Source organism: Synechococcus sp. C9 (assembly GCF_022984075.1).
Lineage (GTDB): Bacteria > Cyanobacteriota > Cyanobacteriia > Gloeomargaritales > Gloeomargaritaceae > Gloeomargarita.
The window spans coordinates 2,435,232-2,457,741 of sequence record NZ_JALAAD010000001.1; the positions used below are offsets into that span (position 1 = coordinate 2,435,232).

28 protein-coding genes are annotated in these 22,510 nt (G+C 51.8%); 17 read left to right on the plus strand and 11 right to left on the minus strand.

The genetic code is table 11. From position 1 onward, the window contains the following. Nucleotides 1-3: 3 nt before the first annotated feature. The gene (gene hisH, locus MLD66_RS11910) at nucleotides 4-633 is read left to right on the plus strand and encodes an imidazole glycerol phosphate synthase subunit HisH (RefSeq protein ID WP_247218164.1); all 630 of its coding nucleotides are present in this window, start codon (nucleotides 4-6) and stop codon (nucleotides 631-633) included. Here hisH and malQ read toward each other — a convergent pair. Beyond that, the gene (gene malQ, locus MLD66_RS11915; RefSeq protein ID WP_247218166.1) at nucleotides 613-2,151 is read right to left on the minus strand and encodes a 4-alpha-glucanotransferase; all 1,539 of its coding nucleotides are present in this window, start codon (nucleotides 2,149-2,151) and stop codon (nucleotides 613-615) included. The two genes, hisH and malQ, sit on opposite strands and share 21 nt — an antisense overlap. A gap of 93 nt (nucleotides 2,152-2,244) precedes the next feature. Here malQ and MLD66_RS11920 point away from each other — a divergent pair, with 93 nt between their 5' ends. Together MLD66_RS11920 and MLD66_RS11925 are read left to right on the plus strand one after the other, a co-directional pair. Continuing rightward, a complete protein-coding gene (locus MLD66_RS11920; protein WP_247218168.1) occupies nucleotides 2,245-2,586 on the plus strand; it encodes a ferredoxin-thioredoxin reductase catalytic domain-containing protein in 342 nt (113 codons plus the stop codon). A 114-nt stretch (nucleotides 2,587-2,700) separates the two neighbouring features. Then, a complete protein-coding gene (locus MLD66_RS11925; RefSeq protein ID WP_247218169.1) occupies nucleotides 2,701-3,201 on the plus strand; it encodes a hypothetical protein in 501 nt (166 codons plus the stop codon). Nucleotides 3,202-3,444: 243 nt separating this feature from the next. Here MLD66_RS11925 and MLD66_RS11930 read toward each other — a convergent pair whose 3' ends face one another. After that, complete coding sequence (locus MLD66_RS11930; RefSeq protein WP_247218171.1) at nucleotides 3,445-4,029, minus strand: Uma2 family endonuclease; 585 nt, start codon at nucleotides 4,027-4,029, stop codon at nucleotides 3,445-3,447. Nucleotides 4,030-4,041: 12 nt separating this feature from the next. Then, complete coding sequence (locus MLD66_RS11935) at nucleotides 4,042-4,626, minus strand: Uma2 family endonuclease (RefSeq protein ID WP_247218172.1); 585 nt, start codon at nucleotides 4,624-4,626, stop codon at nucleotides 4,042-4,044. Between the two features lie 222 nt (nucleotides 4,627-4,848). Between MLD66_RS11935 and MLD66_RS11940 the strand changes: the two genes are divergently transcribed. From MLD66_RS11940 to MLD66_RS11970, 7 genes are all read left to right on the plus strand, one after another. Further along, complete coding sequence (locus MLD66_RS11940; protein WP_247218174.1) at nucleotides 4,849-5,298, plus strand: Fur family transcriptional regulator; 450 nt, start codon at nucleotides 4,849-4,851, stop codon at nucleotides 5,296-5,298. A gap of 178 nt (nucleotides 5,299-5,476) precedes the next feature. Next, a complete protein-coding gene (locus MLD66_RS11945; RefSeq protein WP_247218176.1) occupies nucleotides 5,477-5,740 on the plus strand; it encodes a hypothetical protein in 264 nt (87 codons plus the stop codon). A gap of 18 nt (nucleotides 5,741-5,758) precedes the next feature. Next, nucleotides 5,759-6,136: a hypothetical protein gene (locus tag MLD66_RS11950; RefSeq protein WP_247218178.1), complete on the plus strand. Its 378-nt coding sequence runs from the start codon at nucleotides 5,759-5,761 to the stop codon at nucleotides 6,134-6,136. A gap of 510 nt (nucleotides 6,137-6,646) precedes the next feature. Then, a complete protein-coding gene (locus MLD66_RS11955) occupies nucleotides 6,647-7,048 on the plus strand; it encodes a DoxX family protein (protein ID WP_247218179.1) in 402 nt (133 codons plus the stop codon). Between the two features lie 72 nt (nucleotides 7,049-7,120). Next, the gene (locus MLD66_RS11960) at nucleotides 7,121-7,615 is read left to right on the plus strand and encodes a YceD family protein (RefSeq protein ID WP_247218181.1); all 495 of its coding nucleotides are present in this window, start codon (nucleotides 7,121-7,123) and stop codon (nucleotides 7,613-7,615) included. 1 nt (nucleotide 7,616) lies between these two features. Next, nucleotides 7,617-9,155 carry an AAA family ATPase gene (locus tag MLD66_RS11965; protein WP_247218183.1) on the plus strand — a complete coding sequence of 513 codons (1,539 nt, stop codon included), beginning with the start codon at nucleotides 7,617-7,619 and terminating at the stop codon, nucleotides 9,153-9,155. Further along, on the plus strand, nucleotides 9,133-9,972 hold the full coding sequence (locus MLD66_RS11970) for an SH3 domain-containing protein (protein ID WP_247218185.1): 840 nt from the start codon (nucleotides 9,133-9,135) through the stop codon (nucleotides 9,970-9,972). The genes MLD66_RS11965 and MLD66_RS11970 overlap by 23 nt, the downstream gene beginning before the upstream one ends. Before the next feature lie 5 nt (nucleotides 9,973-9,977). On the opposite strand, the gene MLD66_RS11975 is transcribed toward MLD66_RS11970, so the two are convergent. From MLD66_RS11975 to mnmG, 5 genes are all read right to left on the minus strand, one after another. Then, nucleotides 9,978-10,985: a slipin family protein gene (locus MLD66_RS11975; RefSeq protein WP_247218187.1), complete on the minus strand. Its 1,008-nt coding sequence runs from the start codon at nucleotides 10,983-10,985 to the stop codon at nucleotides 9,978-9,980. 363 nt (nucleotides 10,986-11,348) lie between these two features. Beyond that, nucleotides 11,349-11,864, minus strand: a complete 516-nt coding sequence (locus MLD66_RS11980) for an FUSC family protein (RefSeq protein WP_247218189.1) — start codon at nucleotides 11,862-11,864, stop codon at nucleotides 11,349-11,351. 197 nt (nucleotides 11,865-12,061) lie between these two features. Then, entirely contained in the window at nucleotides 12,062-12,418 is a 357-nt protein-coding gene (locus MLD66_RS11985) for a hypothetical protein (protein ID WP_247218190.1), read from the minus strand. Between the two features lie 48 nt (nucleotides 12,419-12,466). Beyond that, on the minus strand, nucleotides 12,467-13,270 hold the full coding sequence (locus MLD66_RS11990) for a hypothetical protein (protein ID WP_247218192.1): 804 nt from the start codon (nucleotides 13,268-13,270) through the stop codon (nucleotides 12,467-12,469). Then, nucleotides 13,267-15,153 (minus strand): tRNA uridine-5-carboxymethylaminomethyl(34) synthesis enzyme MnmG, encoded by a 1,887-nt coding sequence (gene mnmG / locus MLD66_RS11995; protein WP_247218194.1) that lies wholly within the window; start codon nucleotides 15,151-15,153, stop codon nucleotides 13,267-13,269. The genes MLD66_RS11990 and mnmG overlap by 4 nt, the downstream gene beginning before the upstream one ends. A 725-nt stretch (nucleotides 15,154-15,878) precedes the next feature. Between mnmG and MLD66_RS12000 the strand changes: the two genes are divergently transcribed. From MLD66_RS12000 to MLD66_RS12030, 7 genes are all read left to right on the plus strand, one after another. Beyond that, nucleotides 15,879-16,829, plus strand: coding sequence for a transposase (locus tag MLD66_RS12000; RefSeq protein ID WP_247214935.1), 951 nt, complete (start codon nucleotides 15,879-15,881; stop codon nucleotides 16,827-16,829). A 201-nt stretch (nucleotides 16,830-17,030) separates the two neighbouring features. Then, a complete protein-coding gene (locus MLD66_RS12005; protein ID WP_247218196.1) occupies nucleotides 17,031-17,315 on the plus strand; it encodes a hypothetical protein in 285 nt (94 codons plus the stop codon). A 215-nt stretch (nucleotides 17,316-17,530) separates the two neighbouring features. Beyond that, nucleotides 17,531-17,815, plus strand: a complete 285-nt coding sequence (locus MLD66_RS12010; protein ID WP_247218196.1) for a hypothetical protein — start codon at nucleotides 17,531-17,533, stop codon at nucleotides 17,813-17,815. A gap of 95 nt (nucleotides 17,816-17,910) precedes the next feature. Continuing rightward, nucleotides 17,911-18,174: a hypothetical protein gene (locus MLD66_RS12015; protein WP_247218198.1), complete on the plus strand. Its 264-nt coding sequence runs from the start codon at nucleotides 17,911-17,913 to the stop codon at nucleotides 18,172-18,174. 131 nt (nucleotides 18,175-18,305) lie between these two features. Next, nucleotides 18,306-18,890 carry an aminodeoxychorismate/anthranilate synthase component II gene (locus tag MLD66_RS12020; RefSeq protein WP_247219110.1) on the plus strand — a complete coding sequence of 195 codons (585 nt, stop codon included), beginning with the start codon at nucleotides 18,306-18,308 and terminating at the stop codon, nucleotides 18,888-18,890. Between the two features lie 30 nt (nucleotides 18,891-18,920). Next, a complete protein-coding gene (locus MLD66_RS12025; protein WP_247218200.1) occupies nucleotides 18,921-19,127 on the plus strand; it encodes a glycogen debranching protein in 207 nt (68 codons plus the stop codon). 40 nt (nucleotides 19,128-19,167) lie between these two features. Continuing rightward, nucleotides 19,168-19,557 (plus strand): Fur family transcriptional regulator, encoded by a 390-nt coding sequence (locus tag MLD66_RS12030; RefSeq protein ID WP_247218203.1) that lies wholly within the window; start codon nucleotides 19,168-19,170, stop codon nucleotides 19,555-19,557. Here the strand turns inward: MLD66_RS12030 and bchB are convergent. From bchB to MLD66_RS12045, 3 genes are all read right to left on the minus strand, one after another. Continuing rightward, nucleotides 19,554-21,080 carry a ferredoxin:protochlorophyllide reductase (ATP-dependent) subunit B gene (gene bchB, locus MLD66_RS12035; RefSeq protein WP_247218205.1) on the minus strand — a complete coding sequence of 509 codons (1,527 nt, stop codon included), beginning with the start codon at nucleotides 21,078-21,080 and terminating at the stop codon, nucleotides 19,554-19,556. The genes MLD66_RS12030 and bchB overlap by 4 nt on opposite strands. Before the next feature lie 85 nt (nucleotides 21,081-21,165). Then, nucleotides 21,166-21,969, minus strand: coding sequence for a precorrin-6A reductase (cobK, locus tag MLD66_RS12040; RefSeq protein ID WP_247218207.1), 804 nt, complete (start codon nucleotides 21,967-21,969; stop codon nucleotides 21,166-21,168). Beyond that, nucleotides 21,912-22,508, minus strand: a complete 597-nt coding sequence (locus MLD66_RS12045; RefSeq protein ID WP_247218209.1) for a DUF4340 domain-containing protein — start codon at nucleotides 22,506-22,508, stop codon at nucleotides 21,912-21,914. Before MLD66_RS12045 ends, cobK begins: the two co-directional genes overlap by 58 nt. Nucleotides 22,509-22,510: the final 2 nt, after the last annotated feature.

A 22,510-nucleotide genomic window follows, 5' to 3' on the forward strand; every position in this document is an offset into this window, starting at 1 on the left:
GCCATGCGTCTGGGAATTATTGACTACGACATGGGCAATCTGCATTCTGTGGCCAAAGCCCTGGCTCATTTGGGGGTACAGGCAGAGGTGATTCAGGAAATTTCTGATGAATATGATGGGCTGATTCTCCCTGGGGTAGGGGCGTTTGACCCGGCCATGCGCCAACTCCAGCAACGCCATTTAATCACGCCAATTCGCAGATGGATTACCCAAAATAAACCATTTCTAGGTATATGTTTGGGCTTGCAATTATTATTTACCGCCAGTGAGGAGGGTCAGGAACCGGGCTTGGGCATTATCCCCGGCGTGGTGCGGCAAATAGAGCCATTACCGGGCTATCCCATCCCCCACATGGGTTGGAATCAACTGCAGTTCACGCAACCTGCCTGTCCCCTCTGGCGCAACTTGCCCCCGGAAGCCTGGGTGTATTTTGTCCATTCCTACCACGGGGTACCAGCGGCACCGGAAATCATTGCGGCTACGGTGTCCTACGGGTCACATACCCTGACGGCGGCGCTTGCCCAGGGCAATTGTTTCGCCACCCAGTTTCACCCGGAAAAGTCCGGGTCGGTGGGGCTGAGTATCTTAAAGAATTGGCTGACGGTGTGCCGGTCAGGGCTGGCGGTGATGTGAATTTTCAGGTTTCTCTGGGAGCGGCCATTTTTGGTGCGCCCGGCTATAGGTGCGGGTGAGGGTGGCAAGTTTTTCCGCCAAATCCGGGGTTAAGGCCTCCGCCCGGTACCGCCATTCCCAATTGCCCGTCCCTTCGCCGGGGGCATTCATCCGCCCCTCCGCCCCCAACCCCAGCACATCCTGGAGCGGCACCAGGCACCAGCGGGCCACGGAAGCCATCCCTAGGCGCAGTAAATCCCAGTGGATGCCCTGGGCACTCAGATAACCCAGATAACGGATCACCCGATGTTGGGCAGATTCATCCAGGTTTTGGTACCAGGCGACCGTGGTGGTGTTGTCGTGGGTGCCGGTATAGACCACGCAGTTCTGGGTGAAATTGCAGGGCAGGTAGGGGTTGTCCGGGTTCTCATCAAACCCAAATTGCAGAACCTTGGTGCCCGGTAGCCCCAACCCATCCCGCAGGGCTTCCACCTCCGGCGTAATCACCCCCAAATCCTCCACAAGGATCGGCAATTCCCCCAATTCCCGGCGCAGGGTGTGAAACAGCGCCTCTCCGGGCGCAGTCACCCATTCCCCATTGATGGCGGTTTCCTCCCCCTGGGGCACCTGCCAATAGGACTCAAAGCCCCGGAAGTGGTCAATGCGGATGATGTCCACCAGTTGCAATAGATGCCGCAGTCGTTGCACCCACCAGGCAAAATCCGTCTGCGCCAAGGCTTCCCAGTCATACACCGGGTTGCCCCACAACTGCCCCGTCGCACTGAAGTAATCCGGGGGTACCCCCGCCATCAACGCCACCGCCCCCGTTTCCCGGTCCAGGGCAAACAGGTCAGGATGCGCCCAAACATCGGCACTATCGTGGGCAACATAGATGGGCAAATCCCCAATGATCCGCACCTGCCGTTCCTGGGCATAGGCGTGCAGGGCTTGCCACTGTTCCCAAAACAGGTACTGCAAAAAGCTGTGAAATTCCTGGTCCGGGTACACCCGCTCCCGCCATTGCGCTAAAGCATTTCCATCCCGCCACGCCAACCCTGACTCCCATTCATACCAGGGCTGACCCCCGTGGGCATCCTTCAAAGCCATAAACAAACTAAAGTCCGGCAACCAATGCGCCTGTTGGGTTTGAAATTCCCGCAGGGCCGCCATGCTGGTCTGGTCACGCTGAAATTCAACCCAAGCCTGACGGAGCAGGGGTAATTTATGCTGGTACACCCCGTCGTAATCCACCCGGTGGGCGGGCAAGGGGGGATGGGGCACATCCGACGGCAAAAACCCCTGGGCTTGTAGAGGTTCCAGGCTGATCAACAGGGGATTACCCGCCATCGCCGAGTAGGACAGGTAAGGGGAATTGCCGTAACCCGTCGGCCCCAGGGGTAAAATCTGCCAGAGCCGCTGTTCCGCCTGCGCCAAAAAATCCACCCAAGCCCTACTGCCAGAGCCTAAATCCCCAATCCCCCAAGCTCCCGGCAGAGACGTGGGATGCAGTAAAATGCCACTACAACGGGGCCAGGGCATGGGTGACAAAGTGTAACGAACATTCCGATTTTACCCCGCCTGCCCCAGATTTCCTGGCAAAATAGAGACATTCCCACTTATTTTTTCTCCCCCATGACCACGACCACCACCCCCACGACCAGTTTGGAAACCATGCGGAAATTCGCTGAAACCTATGCCCAGCGGACGGATACCTATTTTTGCGTGGATTTGGGGGTGACGGCGACTGTAATCCAGGGTCTCGCCAAACATAAGGACGAATTGGGTGCCCCCCTGTGCCCCTGCCGCCATTACGAAGATAAGGAAGCGGAAGCCAAGCAGGGTTTTTGGAACTGCCCCTGTGTCCCCATGCGGGAGCGCAAGGAATGTCACTGTATGCTCTTTCTCACCCCGGAACACGACTTCGCCGGGACGGAACAGACCATTGACCCAGAGTTCTTAGCGAATTACACTTAGGTCTTGGTGCCCCCTGGGGAAAAATTGCCAAAAAATTACCCATATTTGAGGAAATCCGGTATGGCTCAGCTTGGTGGTGGTCTGAAGTCCAGCGCAATGGCGATCATGCTTTCAATGGCAGTATGGGTTGGGTCGGTACCGGGAGCCAGGTCGCAAGGGAATTGGACAGTTTTCAACCCCAGTGCTGGTCAATTTCAGGTGGAAATGCCCCTCCCACCCACCGCTTCCCAGGTGCAGGATGCTTCCCCGGTCGGTACCGTGACCACCTACATTTTTACCGCTAAGGAGGGGGACGGGTCGTTTTCCGTGAGTTATTCGGACTTACCCGCCCTGGCGATTCAATTTGTGGGTGCGGAGGGGCTGATGGGACAGGCGAAGGCTTCCCTGCTTCGGGATCAACAGAATGTCCGGGAAATTTCCTTTGACCCGGCGACGATTAACGGTCTATCGGGGAAACGGTTGGTTTATGCGACCACAAGTAACGGGGTTCAACGCACCGGCGAAGCATTTTTTATGTTAAATGGTTCTCGTCTTTATGTTTTGGATGTGTCAGTGCCTACAGGTTCGGAAGCCCTAGCGCAAAAGTTTTTTCAGAGTTTTCGCCTGAATAATTAATGGGCACTTCTAAAAATGGGTCGCAGGGGCGTAGCCCCCGTATTTGGTTCTCAATAGTATTAGAGCGCACTTTGATTCATTCACAGCAATGTAGGGGAGCGATGCCCTAAAAATTTTAGCTCTCTAAAGTGTAAATTTTCTGCTCAAATTCTGCTGAATAAGGAGGTGAGGTGGTTATGTTATCGGCAATTTTATCCCTTTGGAATAATAGACGCTTGGTTAAATCATACGACTTAATTGGAATTAGTTGGAACTAATCCGGGTTTGAAATTGCAGTGATGCCTGAAGTGGGTCATCCTGTTGCAGACATGCACATAAAAAAACTAAATCTAAATCCGGTAATAAGCCACTTTTTTCCCGCATTTCATAGTTACCTGCTACTAGGGAATAAACCCTAATCTGACCATCCTGCCAAAACCATACTTCCGGCACCCCCCGCAGTTGATACTTGCGTAATTTATCCATATGACTATTGGTAATCACCACCTCAATACAGAGGTCAGGGATGTCTTTATCCTGATCAAAACTGTAGGAAAGGTCGGACTGGTATTCCGTAATACCCTCAAGGATTTGGGAATAGGCACCACTGGGAAAAAACCGGATGCGTTGATGCACAAAATAAGTAATTAACAAGTAGTTGAGGAAATGACAAATAAATTCATGAACTTTTCCCAGGAGCATAATTTCTAACACTCCCTCACAATAGGTCAGGCGAATCCCCGGTAGATCAGCAAACGCCTGTTGGATATGGATAAACTGCTCCCAACTAATCCCACTGCGGGTGATGGGTTGTTCTAAACTATCGGTTCTGACTTCAGTTTTGACCATAGTTAATTTGAGCTAATTTGAGCTAATTTGAGTTTGAAATTGCAGTGATGCCTGAAGTGGGTCATCCTGTTGCAGACATGCACACAAAAAAACCAAGTCTAAATCGGGTAATAAGCCACTTTTTTCTCGTAATTGATAGTTGCCTTCTACTAAGGAATAAACTTTAATCTGACCATCCTGCCAAAACCATACTTCCGGCACCCCCCGCAGTTGATACTTGCGTAATTTATCCATACGACTATTGGTAATCACCACCTCAATACAGAGGTCAGGGATGTCTTTATCCTGATCAAAACTGTAGGAAAGATCGGACTGGTATTCCGTGACACCCTCAAGGATTTGCGAATAAGCACCACTGGGGAAAAACCGGATGCGTTGATGAATAAAATAAAGCCCCAATAAAATTCCCAGCAAATGGCAAATAAATTCGTGCTGTTTGCTCAGAGGCATAATTTCTAACACTCCCTCACAATAGGTCAGGCGAATCCCCGGTAGATCAGCAAACGCCTGTTGGATATGGATAAACTGCTCCCAACTAATCCCACTGCGGGTGATGGGTTGTTCTAAAATATGGGCTTTTACTTCAGTTTTTGCCATAGTTGATTTCAGGTAATTTTTTGCCCCTAAGTTTTGATTATAACTAATGCACAGGACTGATCAAATGTGATTACAAAAGTGGGGAATCCCCAATGATCGCTCTGACCAGCCGGGGCACTGACCCAACCCCACCCCGCAAAACGAAGTAGGAATGAGTTTGCTTTAGGTTATAATGATGGTATATTAACCAAAATTTAATTTAACAACGCAGGCAATCAGGCGATGACCACCAATGTCCCAGGGGTACGTTCATTAGAAGCCGCCATTCAACGGTGTCAGGCGATGGGAATGCGTCTAAGTCGGCAGAGGCGTTCGATTTTAGAACTGCTTTGGCAAAGTGGGGAGCATTTATCGGCGCGGGAAATTTACCATCGTTTGAATGAGCAGGGGCAAGCCATCGGTCATACATCCGTGTATCAGAACCTGGATGCCCTGACTTCCCAGGGGGTGATTGAGTGTGTGGAGCGGGCGAATGGGCGGTTATACGGCAGTGTGAGTGAAATCCACAGCCATGTCAATTGTCTGGATACCCAGCAGATTCTGGATGTGTGGGTGGAATTGCCCCCGGAGGTGATTGCTCAGGTGGAGCAGGAAACCGGTACCAAAGTGACTGCCTATCGGGTGGAATTTTTTGCCTATCGTCAGCCGGAGTCCCTGGCGTGCGGGAGTTGAGGTTATTTTCCCCAACACAGGCAAAACACCAAATACTTCTCTAAAAACTCAAAACATTGCAGAACTGATCCCCAGGGGTTATCCTTACGGGTGAGAGCTTGTCCAGTATTTTTTTCCCAGGAACTCTGTTGACAATAAACACGTCCTGCCCCTTAACCTGTGAGGAGTGAAACTGTCTATGAATCGAACCCTGCATCCTAGTCAATTTTTGCCCATCCTCGGCGGTGCCATCGCCTTTAGCACCTGGGTATCCTTGGTGACCCCCACAGTTGCCACCCCCCCAGAGCGTACATTGACCACCCCGACAGCCGATACCAACCCCGTCATGCTGGACTTTTCGGAAGCGGAAAGCGACCTGTGTGTGGCTCTGTATGGGTGTGACTGCCACGGTTGTTTGAATGCGATTCGGGAATTGCGGGGTTTGCCGCCCTTACCTTTGTAAGTTGGTTTGTAGATATTTATGAAATACTGGTGGTTGACTGGCAGTCTGTGGTTAAGTTTGGTCGCACCTCTAGGGGCGCAATCCTTGCCCAGGTTGCAAACGGGGATGCCCTATGCCACTGCTCGGCTGGCTCTTTTGGAAAAGGGTTGGCGACCGGTGAGTCACCTGCGGTGGTTTCAGGCACGACCTTTGGCCCCCGTGATGGTCTATCTCTATGGCTTGGGCTATTTGGAGGTCGCCGGATGTAACTCGGAGGGCTGGTGTGGCATGGAGTTTACCCACCCTAAGGGGCAGAGATTGACGGTGATCACCCGGGGCAATGACCCGGACAATGATGCGGGACCTTTGCTAGCAGATTGGTATGTGGGGGATGAGAAAAAAAGTGAAAGTCAATAACTAATAAAAATAAAGGGCACTTCTAAAAATGGGTCGCAGGGCACCGCCCCGTTTTGGTTCTGGTTGTGCACCGAGACCGTTTGAGATGATAGTAAATTACGGTTAAAAAATCATACTCAAAAAAGTAAGAGTCGCAGGGCATCGCCCCGTTTTGGTTCTGCACCGACACTGTTTGAGATGATAGTAAATTACGATTAAAAATCATACTCAAAAAAGTAAGAGTCGCAGGGCATCGCCCCGTTTTGGTTCTGGTTATGCGCCGAGACTGCTTGAGATGATAGTAAATTACGGTTAAAAAATCACACTCAAAAAAGTAAGGGGTCGCAGGGCACCGCCCCGTTTTGGTTCCGCACTGAGACTGTTTGAGATGATAGTAAATTACGATTAAAAAATCATACTCAAAAAAGCAAGGGGTCGCAGGGCATCGCCCCGTTTTGGTTCTGCACCGAGACCGTTTGAGATTATGGTAAATTACAATAAAATAGATGAAATATAGGTAAAGTTATGCGGATGTCAACACCAGAATCCCGGCTGAGACCCTGGTTAAACCGGCTGGGACGGTTATTTTTATCAGCCATTTTTATCCGCTCCGCCATTACCAAAATCCTTGCCCCCCAGGCTACCCAAGCCTACATGGCACAATTTCAAGTGCCTGGCTGGTTGTTGATTCCCACGATTTTGGTGTTACTACTGGGGGGTTTATCAGTGCTCGTGGGGTACAAAACCCGATGGGGAGCGGCTTTTTTGATTGGTTTTTTGATTCCTGCCACCCTGATTTTTCATACGGACTTTAGCAAAAATATTGAGGCGATTCAGTTTTGGAAAAATCTTGCCCTGATCGGGGGGCTTTTGCTGGTGATCGCCGATGACTCCGGGGGTAGAGCAGGTCGCCCTGACGCTTCCGAACCTTAAGCACCTCAGGGAAAAAAATGCGTTACTATTGGGATTAACATAAGAATAAAATAAAATTTTCTGTCACCGAGCGTGTTACAGCCTCTTGCGATTCCCAGTTTACTGCGTCTGCCGGAGCGAAAATTGTGCATCACGGTGCGGGAACAACTGCCGGATTTGCCCCTACTAACGCCAGTGCAGGGGGAAATTGAAATTCAACACCAAGGAACCTGTCTCCAGGTCAGTGCCCGGGTGAACATGATTGTGACTTTAACCTGTCGCCGCTGTTTATGTAAGTACAATGACCGTCTGCCCCTCGAGGTGTCGGAGGTGATTTGGCTGGATGCGACCAAGAGTGACCCCAGGGCGTGGCCGTTGGAGCAAGAAGTCTCCTTTGCCGATTTGATGGAGTATTTGCCCCCGGATGGCTGGTTGGATGTGGGGCAGTGGTTGTATGAACAAATTTCCCTGGCATTGCCCAGTCATCCCCTGTGCCGTCCCGATTGTCGCCTGGACTGGGAGCCGGAGGAGGTGCCCCCCGTTGACCCCCGTTGGGCGGGTTTAACCCAGTTCAAACCCTGGGGATAGCATGGATTTTGCCCAGGAGTTGGGGGTACTGATCCGGGCACGTTACCCGTTTATCTATGTGCCCACGGCGGAGGAGGAGCGGGCGGAGGCGGTTTTGGTGCGGGTCGCCAAGGATTTGGGGCAGTGGGGGGTTTATTCCTGGGATTTTGTGGAGGGCATCCAGGGCAATCCCAATGACCAGGGGTTCGCCCGTCGGAATCCTCTACAGGCGTTGGAATTTTTGGATAAATTGCCCCCACAGGTGCCTGCCCTGTTGATCCTGCGGGACTACAGCCGGTTTTTGGAGGATGTGGCGGTGGGGCGCAAGTTGCGAAATCTGAACCGCACCCTCAAGGGGCAACCCAAAAGTGTGATTTTTCTCACGCCGGAAGTGCGTCTGCCCCTGGAATTGCAGGAAATGGTCACTGTCTTGCCCTTTGGTTTGCCGACGGCGGCGGAATTGCGCCAGGAACTCCAGCAGATACTCCAGGGGCTGAACCAGTCCTTGCCCCCACAGGTCTTGGAAGAATTGGTGCGTTCCTGTCAGGGGTTATCCTTGGAGCGGATGCAACGGGTGGTGGGGCGGGCGTTGGCATTGCGGGGCACCCTGACGGCGGAGGATGTGGATTTGGTACTGACGGAAAAACGGCAGATTATCCAGCAGACGCAAATTTTGGAGTTTTGCCCCCCGACGGTTACCCTGGCGGATATTGGCGGGTTGGATAATTTGAAACTTTGGTTGCAACGACGGCAAGGGGCGTTTGGTGAGGCGGCACGGGAATATGGCTTGCCCTATCCCCGGGGGTTACTGCTGGCGGGGTTGCAGGGGACGGGGAAATCCCTGACCGCCAAGGCGATTGCCCATTTTTGGCATTTGCCCCTCCTGCGGTTGGATGTGGGGCGGTTGTTTGCCGGGTTGGTGGGGGAATCGGAGAGCCGCACCCGCCAGATGATTCAACTCACGGAAGCCCTAGCGCCCTGTGTGCTGTGGATTGATGAGATTGACAAAGCCTTTAGTGCGATGGACAGCCGGGGGGATAGCGGCACCACCAATCGGGTGTTTGGCACGATCTTGACCTGGTTGGCGGAAAAAAATTCCCCGGTGTTTGTGGTGGCAACGGCGAATCAAATTCAACTGCTTCCCCCGGAACTCCTACGCAAAGGGCGATTTGATGAGATTTTTTTTGTTGGCTTGCCCACCTGGGAGGAACGGCAAAGTATTCTCCAGGTGCATCTGTCCCGCCTGCGACCGCACACCTGGTCAAACTATGATTTAGCACGGCTGGCGTGGGAAACCCCCGATTTTTCCGGGGCGGAACTGGAACAGGCGATCATCGAAGCCATGCACACCGGGTTTAGTCAGGGGCGGGAATTTACCACAGACGATATATTAGAAGCAGCCAGCCAGATGGTGCCCTTGGCACGCACCGCCCAGGAACAGGTGCAACTTTTGCAACAATGGGCGAGCACCGGCAAGATTCGCTCCGCTTCCCGTCACACCAGTCTCAGCCGCCGTATGGAACAACTTGAGGAACAGGATGATGGCGAGTCGTCTGCGTGAATCTGCCTCCCCTTGGACATGGGTCTTGGGTTTAATTTTGGCAACGACCCTCCCCATGACTGCTAGTTTTATCCTGGTACGTTTGGGTTTGAATCATTGGTATCGGGTAACGCAACCCCCATCGCCTGCCAGCCCCGTCGCCCCGCCCCAGGCGGATGTGATTCCAGCGGGCACCCGGATGCAGGTCACCGCCCCCGAAGGTTTGTTGGTGCGGGCGCAACCCCAGGCGGGGAGTCCGGTGGTGGGCACAGCGGCTTATCAACAGACCATTGAACGGCTGGCAATGAGTGCCGACCAGCAGTGGGAACAGGTGCGATTACCGGCGCAACAGGTGGTGGGTTGGGTGAAAGCGGGCAATCTGCAAGCCCCGAACCCGGTTCATCCCCCGCCCGTCCCACCCCAGGGGAATGTCTGGGTCACGGCTGAGGATGGGTTAATTCTGCGCCAGGAACCGAGTACCTCTGCGCCCGTGATTACCGGGTTAGCCTATGCCCAGGAATTGATTTTCTTAGCACACAATGGGGATGCCAGTTGGACGCAGGTGCAAATCCCCGCCACCCAGACCACTGGCTGGGTCAAATCCGAATACGTCCGCAGTACACCACCAGGGGAACGGGAAGGGCGGCAGGTGCAGGTCAACTCCCCCACCGGTTTGGTACTGCGTCAATCACCCAACGGTGTCCCCCTGACCACCCTGGCGGATCGGGAAAAATTACTGGTGCTGGATACCAGTAGCGATGGGCAATGGTTAAAAGTGTCTGTCCTGGCTACCCAACAGGAAGGCTGGGTCAACGCCCAATACACCCAACCCCTTTAACTTTTTTAACTTTTCAGAATGCTGGAGCCAGGGGGAGGCGGTGCCGCCGTTTTCCCATCAGCGGGTGGGGGCGATGCCACTTTTGCCAATCCCTGCACCATGTGTCCCAACTCCATCGGGAACAGCACCACCGTGTTGGAAGGACTCGCCGCCAGACCATCAATGGTTTGTAGCGTCCGCAGTTCCAGGGCAATCGGGTTTGCCTGCATCAATTTCGCCGCTTCCGCCAAGTTCTGTGCCGCTAGGCGATCCCCTTCCGCTTTGGTAATGGTCGCCCGTTTTTCCCGTTCTGCCGAGGCTTGCCGGGACATGACCTTTTGCAAATCCTCCGGCAAATCAAAATCCTGCAACTGAATCGCCTCCACTTTCAAACCCCAATCCCGCACCTTTTCCCCGACGATAGCCGCCACCTGTTCCTGAATTTTTTCCCGCTCCGAAAGCAGGTCATCTAAGGAAGAAGAACCCACCACATCCCGCAGAGCCGATTGGGCATATTGGGAGGTGGCAAAACGGTAATTTTGTACCTTGGTAATCGCATAACCGGGGTTTCTCACACTCAAAAATAGGGCACCATCAATCACCACCGGCACATTATCTTTTGTAATCGCCCGTTGGCGGGGAATATTCAATACCTGCACCCGGGTATCAACAAATTGGACACTTTCTAGTACCGGCATTACATAAAAAACGCCGGAACCCCGGATTTCTGAGAACTTGCCCAGGGTCAAAATCACCCCTTTTTCCCACTCAGCCGCCACCCGCACCCCATTAACCACTTGACTCCAGAGCGCCAAAACCACCCCTGCCCCCACCCACAAAGGGAGACGCTCTTGCAATTTTCTGCCAATATCTAGGGAGGGCGAGCCATAGGCTAAAAGTACAATAGGCAATGCTACCAGCCAGTACACCACCGCCCGAATTGGTCCTCCTAGGGAGACGTGTTGCACATCGGGACTGGCATACAACCGTGCCCCTTCCCGCTGTTGGGTAATCGTCTGCCCATTGCTAGTCATTACAGGTACCTCCTGGTAATAAAATATTGTTATTTATGAATAATATAGACCATCATAATTCCCAATAAAAATTAAAGAGCGGTTAAACAAAGGTTAAGTACCTAAGCAAAGAGGTGTGCCCCAATTTCCCACTTTGAAGTAATCTGTTTCTCTTTAATTTAATCAATCTACTACCGCAATCCTAACTGAGTATGGCTACGCCACGCAGACTATAGCAAACCTATCAGAAATTAGAACAGTAATCGCATAAGGGCATCTCTATTTATTTGAACCAAGCAAAAATTTCATCGTTGGCATACCCATATTACCCAGAACCAAGGGCGGGGGTGCCCCTGCGACCTATTTTTAGAAGTGCCCTTTCGATTAACTATTATTATCTTTTGGCAGTGAATTCCGTTCCCAAATTAAGATAGCTAACATGGCGACCGCTGTACCGATGGAAGATTCGGCAAAACGCAGGCCAGCATTGACCGCAGGGGATAAATGGGGACTGTTTCCCGCCACAACCATGACAATGGCGACCGTTAGGGAAGCGAGGCGGGCGTGGTCGGGAATCCGCACCAGATGGCACAGCAAAACAGTTACAAAAATACACAATCCCATTCCCCAGGGACTAAAGGGCAAGACGGAAAGATAGAGAGCACTGACCAGGGAGCCAATCCCTGACCCCAAAATCCGCAGGGTTGCCATAGCAAAGGTTTCCCGGCGGCTGGCTTGCAGGACAACAATACCGGAGATGGCTGCCCACAATCCCCCGAGACTGGCATTGGCCGCATCCGGGGTGTTGGTGGTATAAAATCCGATCAAATACGAAACCAGGGCGGTCAAAGAAATTTGTAGGGCAATAAGAATGCTGTTGCGTTTGAGGGAAAAATTCATCCTGTAGATGCCCCCTTATCAATCTTTGCTAATTTCAGATGAGCGACGGCACACAGGTGTACCCTTTCCCCAAATTTCTCAATGCTTAGAGTTCCATCCATAGGAGAGTGGCTGGGATGCTACCGTTTTCCCCTTGAGTGTATCAATTTTTTTAACAATTTTATTAATAATTTTATTTTTTCAACGGTGCAGAACCTTCAAGACCACAGGGCTTCCCAATCGGGGCAGGTTTCTAACCCCACGCCGTAGGGGTGCATGGCGCAGACAAAAATCTGGTCATTGTACACCTGACCGTGGTAGTGCTTACAGCCCACACAGGCGGGTTGCTCCATCACCAGGGGGTCGAGGGTTTGGGTCAAGGGTTGCACCAGAGCCATGAGGGTGCCTTCAACCCAAGCCGCCGTTTCCGCCAGGGGCACCTCCCATTCCAGCAGGGTTTGCTCCAATTGTTCATCCCATTGATCGAACATTTGCGACCATTCCTGTTCGTAGTCATCCCAGGAAAGGATCGTCTCGACCAGCAAGCCATTGAGTTGTTTCCACCAGTCATTCATGGGCGCCCCCCACCGCTTAGTGCCATTTTACTCCGGAAAAACCCGACGTTAATCCGTAAGGGCTTGCCCCACGATCAGGGTACGGGTTTGCCCCGCCCGGGTCAGCACCACTTCCTGTTCCCGCACTTCCTTGACCTGCCAACCGCTCTGCCCCACCTGACCGCCCACATTGACCTGCTGGGTGGTGTCCCCAACCTGGAACATGGCGATGGAACCGGCTCCCATTTGCAATAACCCGATCAGGGTCAGGGTCGGACGGGGGGATGGTTTCGCCACAGGGGCGGTGGGCTGAGCGGGGAGACTGGCGGGGGCAGTGATCACCGGAGCCTGGGGAATGGGCATGACCGTCACCGGGGGCGGCGGGGGTACGGCAGGAGGCTCCGGGGGTTTAGGGTTGGTGGCTGGGGAAGGCTGGGGCGTACTACGCTCGGGAATCCGGGCTAACGCTCGCTCCAAATAAGTAACAAACTCCTGATGCGGTGGTTCGGCGGGGGCAGGGGTGCGTGCCGCTTGCCAATACTGTCGCCCGTACCAGGTGCCCAACATCACCAGGGTGCCCAAGCCCAGCCATACCCACCAGGGGGTCGGTCGCTCCGCTGGAGTATCCACAAACGCCGCCGTTAAAATCGTCTCCGGGTGGTAGGGCGGTTGACGAACTGGCATCAACGGGGCGGGGTTGTACGCCAAAACCACCATTGCCCCTGGCTCGGGGACGGATCGTACTAGGGCTAAGGGCTGACCGGCAGGGGGGAGACACCGGGAGGGCAGGGGTTCCTCCAGGCGGCTAAAAACATCGTCCAACAGGGCTTCTACCTCAGCTTCCAGTTGGGGTTCGGGCAGGCAATGGCTCATGCGGACATCCGGTGGTGAAGTTCGAGATAAATGAGCAAGGCTTGAATATCTGCGGGATTGACACCGCCAATGCGGGCGGCTTGACCAAGGGTTAAGGGGCGAACGTGGGTTAATTTTTCCCGTGCTTCCATTGATAGCGTAGTAATGCGATTGTAGTCAATATCCGGGGGCAACCGCCGCTGGGCATATTTCTGCGCCTGCTCGATCTGCTGGTTTTGGCGTTGTAAATACCCCGCATATTTCAAACGAATTTCCACACTTTCCCACACGGAACGCTCTAAATCCGGGGCACCCAACCCCCAATTCACCAAATGCTCGTAGTGCAACCCCGGACGGGTGAGCAATTCCGCCAAGGTCACGGCGGTTCGCACCGGCTCCCCCATCGCCTGCAATTCCGCCACCACCGGGTCATGGGGTTTGATCCGCACCTGGCGCAACCGCTCCTGTTCGGCGGCAATCTGCTGTTGTTTCTCCTGGTACAGTTGCCAGCGCCGGTCATCAATCAAGCCAATGTCCCGCCCCAAGGGGGTCAGCCGCTCATCCGCATTGTCCGAACGCAAATGCAGGCGGTATTCCGAACGGGACGTGAGCATTCGGTAGGGTTCCCGCAAATCCCGGGTACATAGGTCGTCAATCAGGGTGCCAAGGTAACTTTGCTCCCGGGGAAAAATAATTAGTTCTTTTTGCGCCACAAAGCGAGCCGCATTGATCCCCGCCACGATTCCCTGCGCCGCCGCCTCTTCATACCCCGTTGTCCCATTGATCTGCCCCGCACAAAATAGCCCTTGAATTTTTTTGGTCATCAAGGTTGGCTGGCATTGGGTCGCAGGCAGGTAATCGTATTCCACCGCATAGGCAGGGCGCAACATGACGCACTGTTCCAACCCCGGCAAGGTTCGCAGTAACGCCAGTTGTAATGCTTCCGGCAAGCCCGTCGAAAAGCCCTGCACATACAGTTCCGGGATGTCCCGCCCCTCCGGTTCCAGGAAAATTTGGTGGGACTCCTTATCGGCAAACCGGACGATTTTATCCTCAATGCTGGGGCAATAACGGGGGCCTTTGGCATCCACCCAACCCCCATACACGGGCGAGAGATGCAAATGTTCCCGAATCAGACGGTGGGTTTCGCTGGTCGTGCGGGTGAGATAGCAGGGCAATTGCTCCCGTTCCTGCCACACCTGGGGGTCAAAACTAAACCACCGCACCACCTCATCCCCCGGTTGCGGCTCCAAATGGGTCGTATCCACCGTGCGTCTATCCACCCGGGCGGGGGTTCCCGTTTTCAAACGCCCCACCTCAAACCCCAAGCGTTGCAGGTTGGCGGTCAACCCCTCGGCGGCAAATTCCCCAGCCCGTCCCGCAGACATAGACTGATTCCCCACCCAAATCCGCCCACCCAGGAACGTCCCGGTCGTGAGGATCACCGCCTGAGCGGCAAAATTCACCCCGAAATAGGTACGCACACCAATGACTTCATCATGCCGCCCTAGGAGTAAATCCGTCACCATGCCTTCCCGCACCCACAAATTGGGCTGGTTCTCCACCACTTGGCGCATCACACGGGCATACTCCCGTTTATCCGTTTGCGCCCGCAACGCCCACACCGCCGGTCCCCGGGAATGGTTCAGCAGACGCTTTTGCAGATAGGTGCGGTCGGTCATTTTGCCAATTTCGCCCCCCAGGGCATCCACCTCATGCACCAACTGGGATTTGGCGGGTCCCCCCACCGCCGGATTACAGGGTTGCCAAGCAATGCGGTCTAAATTCAAAGTCAACAGCAGGGTGCGACAGCCCAACCGGGCGGATGCCAACGCCGCTTCACAGCCCGCATGACCGGCTCCCACCACAATTACATCAAAGGTGTCGAGAAAATCGGGCATCATCAATTAACTCAGGGGCAACTATTCATTATTTTTAGCATAGACAGGTTGGGAGTGCAGGAACACAACCAATGATGGGCACAATAGAGGGGTTCAAAATCCGATTTGTAAAAAGTTCATTTCAGTCTCAGGTTATGGAATTTCCCAAGTGATCAAGGTTTCCAATAATTGACAACCTTTAATTAGTAAGTATGCTTTACTCTACTTCTAAGTTTGGGAGTTGAGGGCTTGACTAAGATGCGTCTCTAGTCGTTTTAAGCTCCGCCAATATGCGAATAAAACATTAAGGTTCACTAAAGCTAGACATAAAAGCAATGGCATATCGTAGCTATAGCAGTCCTAAATGAGATATGGAACAGGGGTCGCAGGGGCACCGCCCCCGTATTTGGTTCTGGAACATTTTTATTTGCAAATCAAGTAGGATTGCTATATCGGTTGCAACAGCACTACAGCCTGTTCACAAATTAAAGGATACAAAGAATCCTATTTCCAAGGTTTAGTTCCTTAGAGCCGGTAGGTTTACCGCCCTATCCCGTAACCACTTAAAAGGCTGTATATTTCCCGGGCACCTCCATAAATTCAAAGTTAGCGGTCGCAGGGGGCACCCCCGCCCTTGGTTCTGGGTAATATGGGTATGCCCAGTAGTGTTGAATGTTAACGAAAGGGTGGAAAAGGGAGACTAAAAATGGTATTTTAGATTGGTAGAAACCACGAGTAACAGTATTTTTATGAGACGACAAATTCAGGGACTTATCAAGCCCTTGCTGAACCTTCTTCCCAAAAACGACTATCCAGTCTTGGATACTCGCTTGTTTGTACTCATATGGATGCACTTCATTTTAGATGCAAGAGTCGCCACCATGCGGGGCTTATTCTTCCTCTTGAATCATCTCAATTTTAAAGTTGACATATCAACGTTTTCTAAGGCGTGTAAACATCGTAGCACCGAGCCGTTTCAAGTGATCCTAAGAGAACTGCAAAAACGGCTTAAACATCATCAAGGTGAATTTAAGCACTTATTCCCATTAGATTCTACCATTATCACCCTGACCAGCAAATTATTCTGGCACTACAAGCAGGTAAAATTGACGCTTGGCCTGGATATAAATGAGGGCAATATCGGTGACGAATCAATTATATTTGGAAAGACTAATGACCATAAAATTGGGCATCTTGTGATTGGGACGATACCTGAGAATGCCGTTGGTATCATGGATAGGGGTTTTGCTTCCTGGAAATTAATGGACGAAATGTGTAAACGAAATACATTGTTTATTGTGCGGATTAGAAATAATATGAAGTTGCAACCTGACAATCCGGATATTCGGGTAATTCAATTTTTTAATGAAGAGGAAAACACAGAATATAGGCTAGCGACTAACGTGACTTCGATGACGGATGAAGAGATTTGTTCAGCCTATCGTTTGCGCTGGCGAATTGAGTTGCTTTGGAAGGCACTAAAGATGCACTTGAAATTGGATAGAATCATTACCAAGAATGAGAATGGTGTGCGGCTACAGATTTATGCCGTATTGATTGGTTATCTAATTTTAAGATTGCTGGAGATAGGTCACAATAAGACCTATGAATTGATTGACAAGTTGCGATATTTACAAATAGAAATAGGCCGACACTGTAGCTTCATGGAACTCGTAGGGGTAGAGCCGCTCGTAGGATAACCCTGACCCCTTATGTTAAGTTTTATTACGGACATTCAACACTACTGGGGTATGCCAACGAATTGGTTCAAATAAATAGAGGTGACCTGATTAGAAAAAATTATCCCCTTAAATCCAGGAGAGACCATTTTCTGTAATACTTATATCCACATCAATCCCTAGCGAATATACTAGAGTTAATGATTTTGGGAGGAACCCCTGATGGCGCCACGGTGGACCGATGAAATGTTAGATAAAATGGCGGAGGAAAACGCCCATGCCTTTCGAGAATTGCGGGAAGCCATCAGTCGCCTCGAAACCCAAGTTTCTGCCAATACCCAAGCCATTGCCGCCAATAATCAAGCGATTCATGAACTGCGGGAGGGTCAGGCAATGATGATGCAAATTATCATGCAACAACAGACCAACATCGAGGAATTACGCCAAGATACCCGCCGGATTTTGGATGCCCTCATCAACCCCCCGCCCATGAACGGACATCGCTAATTCTGATGAGGAAATTTAAAATTTTTTGGGAGTAAACATATTCCCATCAATCCCTATCAAATACACTAGAGCAATCCTAAATGAGAATGGAACAGGGGTCGCAGGGGCACCGCCCCCGTTTTGGTTCTGAAAAATTTTTGTATGCCTACGGCACGCAAGCTAATCCAAATCAAGTAGGATTGCTATAGGATTAATAATTTTGGGAGGAACCCCCGATGGCGCCACGGTGGACTGATGAAATGTTAGATAAAATGGCGGAGGAAAACGCCCATGCCTTTCGAGAATTGCGGGAAGCCATCAGTCGCCTGGAAACCCAAGTTTCTGCTAATACCCAAGCCATTGCCGCCAATAATCAAGCGATTCATGAACTGCGGGAGGGTCAGGCGATGATGATGCAAATTATCATGCAACAACAGACCAACATCGAGGAATTACGCCAAGATACCCGCCGGATTTTGGATGCCCTGATCAACCCCCCACCCATGAACGGACATCGTTAATTCTGATGGGGGAATTTAACATTTTTGGGAGTAAATATATCCACATCAATCTCTATCGAATACACTAGAGTTAATGATTTTGGGAGGAACCCCCGATGGCGCAACGGTGGACCGATGAAATGTTAGATAAAATGGCGGAGGAAAACGCCCATGCCTTTCGAGAATTGCGGGAAGCCATCAGTCGCCTCGAAACCCAAGTTTCTGCCAATACCCAAGCGATTCATGAACTGCGGGAGGGGCAGGCGATGATGATGCAAATTATCATGCAACAACAGACCAACATCGAGGAATTGCGCCAAGATACCCGCCGGATTTTGGATGACCTGATCAACCCCCCACCCATGAACGGACATCGCTAATTCGTTAATTCAATGGTGCCAAGCTACATTAAAATTACCCTAATATAAGGGCACTCCCGCCATCACCTGTCCAGTGGCATTATAAAATAAAAAATAAAGCGGTCATTATGGTGTTCCCTGTGGATTCCCCCCTGATTGTCGTCATTGATAACTACGACAGCTTTACCTACAATTTGGTGCAGTATTTGGCGGCGTTGGGGGCAGAGGTGAAGGTCTTTCGTAATGACCACATCACCATCCCCGAAATCCAGACACTCCAACCCGATGGCTTGGTGATTTCCCCTGGTCCAGGTCGCCCGGAAGACGCGGGGATTTCCCTGGCGTTGATTGCGGAAATCGGGAGTACTGTCCCCCTGTTGGGAGTCTGTTTGGGACATCAAAGTATCGGTCAGGTTTTTGGGGGTAAAATTGTGTCTGCCCCTACCCTGATGCACGGCAAAACTTCGGAAATTTATCACCAGGGCATTGGGGTTTTTCAAGGTCTGCCCATGCCCTTTACTGCCACCCGTTATCATAGCCTGGTGATTGACAAAAATTCCTGCCCCGAGGTGCTGGAAATCACCGCTTGGACAGAGGATGGAACCATCATGGGGGTCAGACATCGGCAGTATCCCCACCTGCAAGGGGTGCAGTTTCATCCCGAAAGTATTTTGACTGCTGTGGGACCAGCACTGTTAAGGAATTTCTTAAGCAGTATTCCCCCACGCCAGGGGTAAAATATACCTAGAAGCCTGTGAGGTTCATCTATGCAGATTTGGGTAAATGAACAACTTGACCCCGGCGGTTTGGTTCACGCTTGCCTAGCAACCTGTGATGAAACGGTCGCCCGTCAATGCCACGTTAATTTTGAAAACAACCTCACCCCAGAACAGCGTGCCCAGGGGTGGCAAGCCCGTCTGCGAGCGGTGGAATCCTGGGATCAGGTGCCCGTGACCGCCCTCAAACTGAGTTAAAATCATAGAACAAATTGGGGGTTTACTACCTGGTTTTGCGATGGCGACCGTCCCGTTAACGCCCAGCCAACAGCGTATCCTCAAACTTTTGCAGGGACAATCCCAGGCACTCTCTGCCCAAGCGATTTATTTGCGCCTCAAGCAACAACAGCAAGGGGTGGGGCTAGCAACGGTGTACCGGGCGTTGGAAGTGTTGAAAAAAACCGGGGCGATCCAAGCCCGACTCCTCCCCAGCGGCGAAGCGGTGTACAGCGGTTTACCGGACGACCGGCACCATCTCACCTGCCTGCGGTGTAACTCCTCGATTCCCCTAGAAGACTGCCCGGTGCAAGACCTGGAACAGCACCTGCGGCTGGCACACAAGTTTCAAGTGTACTACCACACCCTGGAATTTTTTGGGCTTTGCCAGAACTGCCAAGACCCCGCCTAAGCACCCACCGCTTCCTTGGCGGCATACATAACTTCGACGCTGATGGTGGTCAACCCCTGTTCCCGGGCGAATTTTTCCGTATTGCGTTTGACTTTTCCCCGCACAAAACCGGGCACTTTGTTCAACTCCTTTTGTGCCTCCGGTGTCCAGGACAAATCCGTAGCCGCCGAAAGGGTTTTGGTAATCACTTCCTTGGTATCGTGACCGCCGAAAATTTCCAACAGGTGGTCTTCCATCCCCAATGTAAAGGAGTTGTACACCAAATCGGCAATTTGATTGGTGCCTTCGTAACCGAGAAACGGGCGGTACCCCAAGGGGAAATTTTGGATATGCACCGGGGCGGAAATCACCCCACAGGGAATGTGCAGGCGTTTCCCCACATGGCGTTCCATCTGGGTGCCAAAGATCGCCGCTGGTTCCGCCTGGGCAATGGCATCCCCAATCCGGGTGTGGTCATCGGTAATGATTACGTCATCACAATAGGGGGATACCTGCGCCCGGAACCAATCCCCATCATAGGTGCAATAGGTGCCCGCCCAAACCACATGGATGCCCATTTCCCTAGCTAAAATTTGGGTCATGGCGGCGGCGTGGGTATTGTCCCCAAAAACGACCGCTTTTTTACCCGTCAAATTTTGGCAATCAATCGAACGGGAAAACCAAGCCGCCTGGGAAACAAACCGGGTTTGCTCATCAATATAGGATTCATAATTTACCGCCTGTCCTTGGGTATTTAAGACCTGTTGAATTTCTCGAATACATTGCGCCGTTGCCATCACTCCCATTGGCGTTGTCTGTACCATAGGCAGACCAAATTCCGCTTGCAGATATTGGGCAGAAAGCAAGCCAATTTCTCGGTAGGGGACGAGATTAAACCAGGCTTGGGGGAGCAGGGCAATTTGGTCAACGGTAGCTCCCTCCGGCAGAACCACATTCACTTGAATCCCCAGTTCGCCCATTAATTTTTTTAATTCTTTTAGGTCGTGTTGGTTGTGAAATCCCAGGGTCGTTATTCCCAGGATATTCACCGAAGGTTGGGCGGTTTTTTGGGTATTTAATGTGCCTTTTTTTGCCGCTTTTTGCAGATAAAAACGAATGATTTGTTCAAGGGTGCGGTCGGCGGCTTGGAGTTCATTCACCCGGTAATGGTTCACATCCGCCAAAAGTACATCACAGCGGGTTTGTTCCGTCGCCCGTTCCACAAAATTCTGCAAATCCTCCTGCAAAATACTGGAGGTACAGGTGGGGGTGACCACGATCAAATCGGGATGTTCCTCCGCATCCTTGCGGGTGATATTGTCCACCACCTTTTCCTGGGAACCCTGCGCCAGCACATGGCGGTCCACAATGCTCGCCGTGACGGGGGTAAAATGGCGCTCCCGCTCCAGCATCGAACGCATGACATTGAAATAATCATCCCCCAAGGGGGCGTGCATGATGGCGTGTACCCGGCGAAAGGAACTCGCCACCCGGAGCGTACCAATGTGGGCGGGTCCAGCATACATCCAATAGGCTAATTTCATGGGCGTTCCCCGCTATTTGGTGACTTTGTTCAGCTTAAAGGGAACAGGTGACATCCACCGACAAGATGCAAGGATTTTTAATGTTTTATGCTTGTTGGGCAAACGCCAGTGCCACCTGGAGGTCAGCGGTCACCTGGGGGTAGTTCATCGCTGGACGTTGGATTAAATGCAGTCCCACCCCCAATTCCTGCGCCAATTGCTGTTTCACATCCTCGCCACCGGGACGACCGGAAGCCTTGGCAATCACCTGGGTAATGCCCCAATGTTGCCAAATTGCCCGTTCTAAATCCCGACCCACCGGCGGCCAGAGGGCGATGATCTGTTGGGGTAAAAAACCCGTTTCTAAGGCGGTCGCTAAGGCAATTTGATCCGGGATAATCCGCACAAACCAAGTATGTTCCTCCCAAAAGTTTTTCAGAATAGGTAATTGCCGATAGCCCAGGGTGACTAAAATCCGCTCTTGATGAAATTTAGCTTGGGTCAAGAGTTCGGTTAAATTCGCCCAGGTATAACAACCAGAATCATTAGTAACTAGAGCGGGACGTTCATAGCGGAGATAGGGCAAATCGTATTGCTGAGAACATTGAATCGCTAGTTGGGAAATTGCCGCCGCATGGGGATGGGAAACATCCAGGATTTTACTAATGTGATAATGCTGGATAAAAGCGCCGATATTCTCCAGCGTCAAACGGGTCACCAATACGGGGCAGGGGGTGTGGGCGTAAAGCTGTTTTGCCCGTGCTGTGGTTACGGTAATGACGCAATTGGGATGCTCCCCTAATGCGGTTGCCAATTGGGCGCTTTCTTGGGTGCCGCCGATCAACCACAGGGTCACGGTTTGGGGGATGGACTCGCTTTCGGGGTCGGCTTTTGGGCTGGGGCTTGCCATTCCTGCAATTCCCGATTCACCGCATTTTGTAAATCAATCGGCACCAGGGCAATTTGTCTGGTAGTTCCCTCAGCGGGTGGGTCAATTTCGGCGTACAATGCCGTGCCACTAAAATCCGTATTTCCCAAGATTAAACGGTGATTGTTGCCATTTTCTAAGGTGACTTGAATGGTGGCACTGGGCACGGCTAAACCAAATTTCGCCTGATCCTGTACCGGAATCGTGATGTCCTTGTCCTGCACCCGTTCTACATTGGTCAATTGCCCTAATAAAAATGCAATCGGGGCATCATTGGCTGGTTTTTTTTGCGGGGCGACCATGCGCCATTCCCCCACCTTGACCCGTTCAAATTTCAACGTTTCCTTCGGCTTGGTAATGGTAATGGCTGTGACCTCTTTTTCCGTAAAATTAAATAATTTCGCTTGTTTTGTTTGCTTGGCTTCCTGCTGGGGTTTGCCCACGAATTCCCAATAGCTGACCCCCCCTGCCAAACCAATTGCCAGACCGAGAATGATCAATGTACTTGGGGCAAGTTTCATGG

Excerpts from the sequence above, each read along its gene's own strand:
- cobK (WP_247218207.1), bottom strand. The coding sequence starts at position 21,969 with ATGGCAAGCCCCAGCCCAAAAGCCGACCCCGAAAGCGAGTCCATCCCC.
- MLD66_RS12000 (WP_247214935.1), top strand. The coding sequence starts at position 15,879 with ATGAGACGACAAATTCAGGGACTTATCAAGCCCTTGCTGAACCTTCTT.
- MLD66_RS11985 (WP_247218190.1), bottom strand. The coding sequence starts at position 12,418 with ATGAATGACTGGTGGAAACAACTCAATGGCTTGCTGGTCGAGACGATC.
- MLD66_RS11930 (WP_247218171.1), bottom strand. The coding sequence starts at position 4,029 with ATGGTCAAAACTGAAGTCAGAACCGATAGTTTAGAACAACCCATCACC.
- malQ (WP_247218166.1), bottom strand. The coding sequence starts at position 2,151 with ATGCCCTGGCCCCGTTGTAGTGGCATTTTACTGCATCCCACGTCTCTG.
- MLD66_RS11970 (WP_247218185.1), top strand. The coding sequence starts at position 9,133 with ATGATGGCGAGTCGTCTGCGTGAATCTGCCTCCCCTTGGACATGGGTC.
- MLD66_RS12010 (WP_247218196.1), top strand. The coding sequence starts at position 17,531 with ATGGCGCCACGGTGGACTGATGAAATGTTAGATAAAATGGCGGAGGAA.
- MLD66_RS11955 (WP_247218179.1), top strand. The coding sequence starts at position 6,647 with ATGTCAACACCAGAATCCCGGCTGAGACCCTGGTTAAACCGGCTGGGA.
- MLD66_RS12005 (WP_247218196.1), top strand. The coding sequence starts at position 17,031 with ATGGCGCCACGGTGGACCGATGAAATGTTAGATAAAATGGCGGAGGAA.
- MLD66_RS11920 (WP_247218168.1), top strand. The coding sequence starts at position 2,245 with ATGACCACGACCACCACCCCCACGACCAGTTTGGAAACCATGCGGAAA.
- MLD66_RS12025 (WP_247218200.1), top strand. The coding sequence starts at position 18,921 with ATGCAGATTTGGGTAAATGAACAACTTGACCCCGGCGGTTTGGTTCAC.
- MLD66_RS12030 (WP_247218203.1), top strand. The coding sequence starts at position 19,168 with ATGGCGACCGTCCCGTTAACGCCCAGCCAACAGCGTATCCTCAAACTT.
- MLD66_RS11980 (WP_247218189.1), bottom strand. The coding sequence starts at position 11,864 with ATGAATTTTTCCCTCAAACGCAACAGCATTCTTATTGCCCTACAAATT.
- MLD66_RS11945 (WP_247218176.1), top strand. The coding sequence starts at position 5,477 with ATGAATCGAACCCTGCATCCTAGTCAATTTTTGCCCATCCTCGGCGGT.
- MLD66_RS11940 (WP_247218174.1), top strand. The coding sequence starts at position 4,849 with ATGACCACCAATGTCCCAGGGGTACGTTCATTAGAAGCCGCCATTCAA.
- bchB (WP_247218205.1), bottom strand. The coding sequence starts at position 21,080 with ATGAAATTAGCCTATTGGATGTATGCTGGACCCGCCCACATTGGTACG.
- MLD66_RS12015 (WP_247218198.1), top strand. The coding sequence starts at position 17,911 with ATGGCGCAACGGTGGACCGATGAAATGTTAGATAAAATGGCGGAGGAA.
- MLD66_RS11975 (WP_247218187.1), bottom strand. The coding sequence starts at position 10,985 with ATGACTAGCAATGGGCAGACGATTACCCAACAGCGGGAAGGGGCACGG.
- MLD66_RS11965 (WP_247218183.1), top strand. The coding sequence starts at position 7,617 with ATGGATTTTGCCCAGGAGTTGGGGGTACTGATCCGGGCACGTTACCCG.
- MLD66_RS11990 (WP_247218192.1), bottom strand. The coding sequence starts at position 13,270 with ATGAGCCATTGCCTGCCCGAACCCCAACTGGAAGCTGAGGTAGAAGCC.
- mnmG (WP_247218194.1), bottom strand. The coding sequence starts at position 15,153 with ATGATGCCCGATTTTCTCGACACCTTTGATGTAATTGTGGTGGGAGCC.
- MLD66_RS11935 (WP_247218172.1), bottom strand. The coding sequence starts at position 4,626 with ATGGCAAAAACTGAAGTAAAAGCCCATATTTTAGAACAACCCATCACC.
- hisH (WP_247218164.1), top strand. The coding sequence starts at position 4 with ATGCGTCTGGGAATTATTGACTACGACATGGGCAATCTGCATTCTGTG.
- MLD66_RS11925 (WP_247218169.1), top strand. The coding sequence starts at position 2,701 with ATGGCAGTATGGGTTGGGTCGGTACCGGGAGCCAGGTCGCAAGGGAAT.
- MLD66_RS11950 (WP_247218178.1), top strand. The coding sequence starts at position 5,759 with ATGAAATACTGGTGGTTGACTGGCAGTCTGTGGTTAAGTTTGGTCGCA.
- MLD66_RS12045 (WP_247218209.1), bottom strand. The coding sequence starts at position 22,508 with ATGAAACTTGCCCCAAGTACATTGATCATTCTCGGTCTGGCAATTGGT.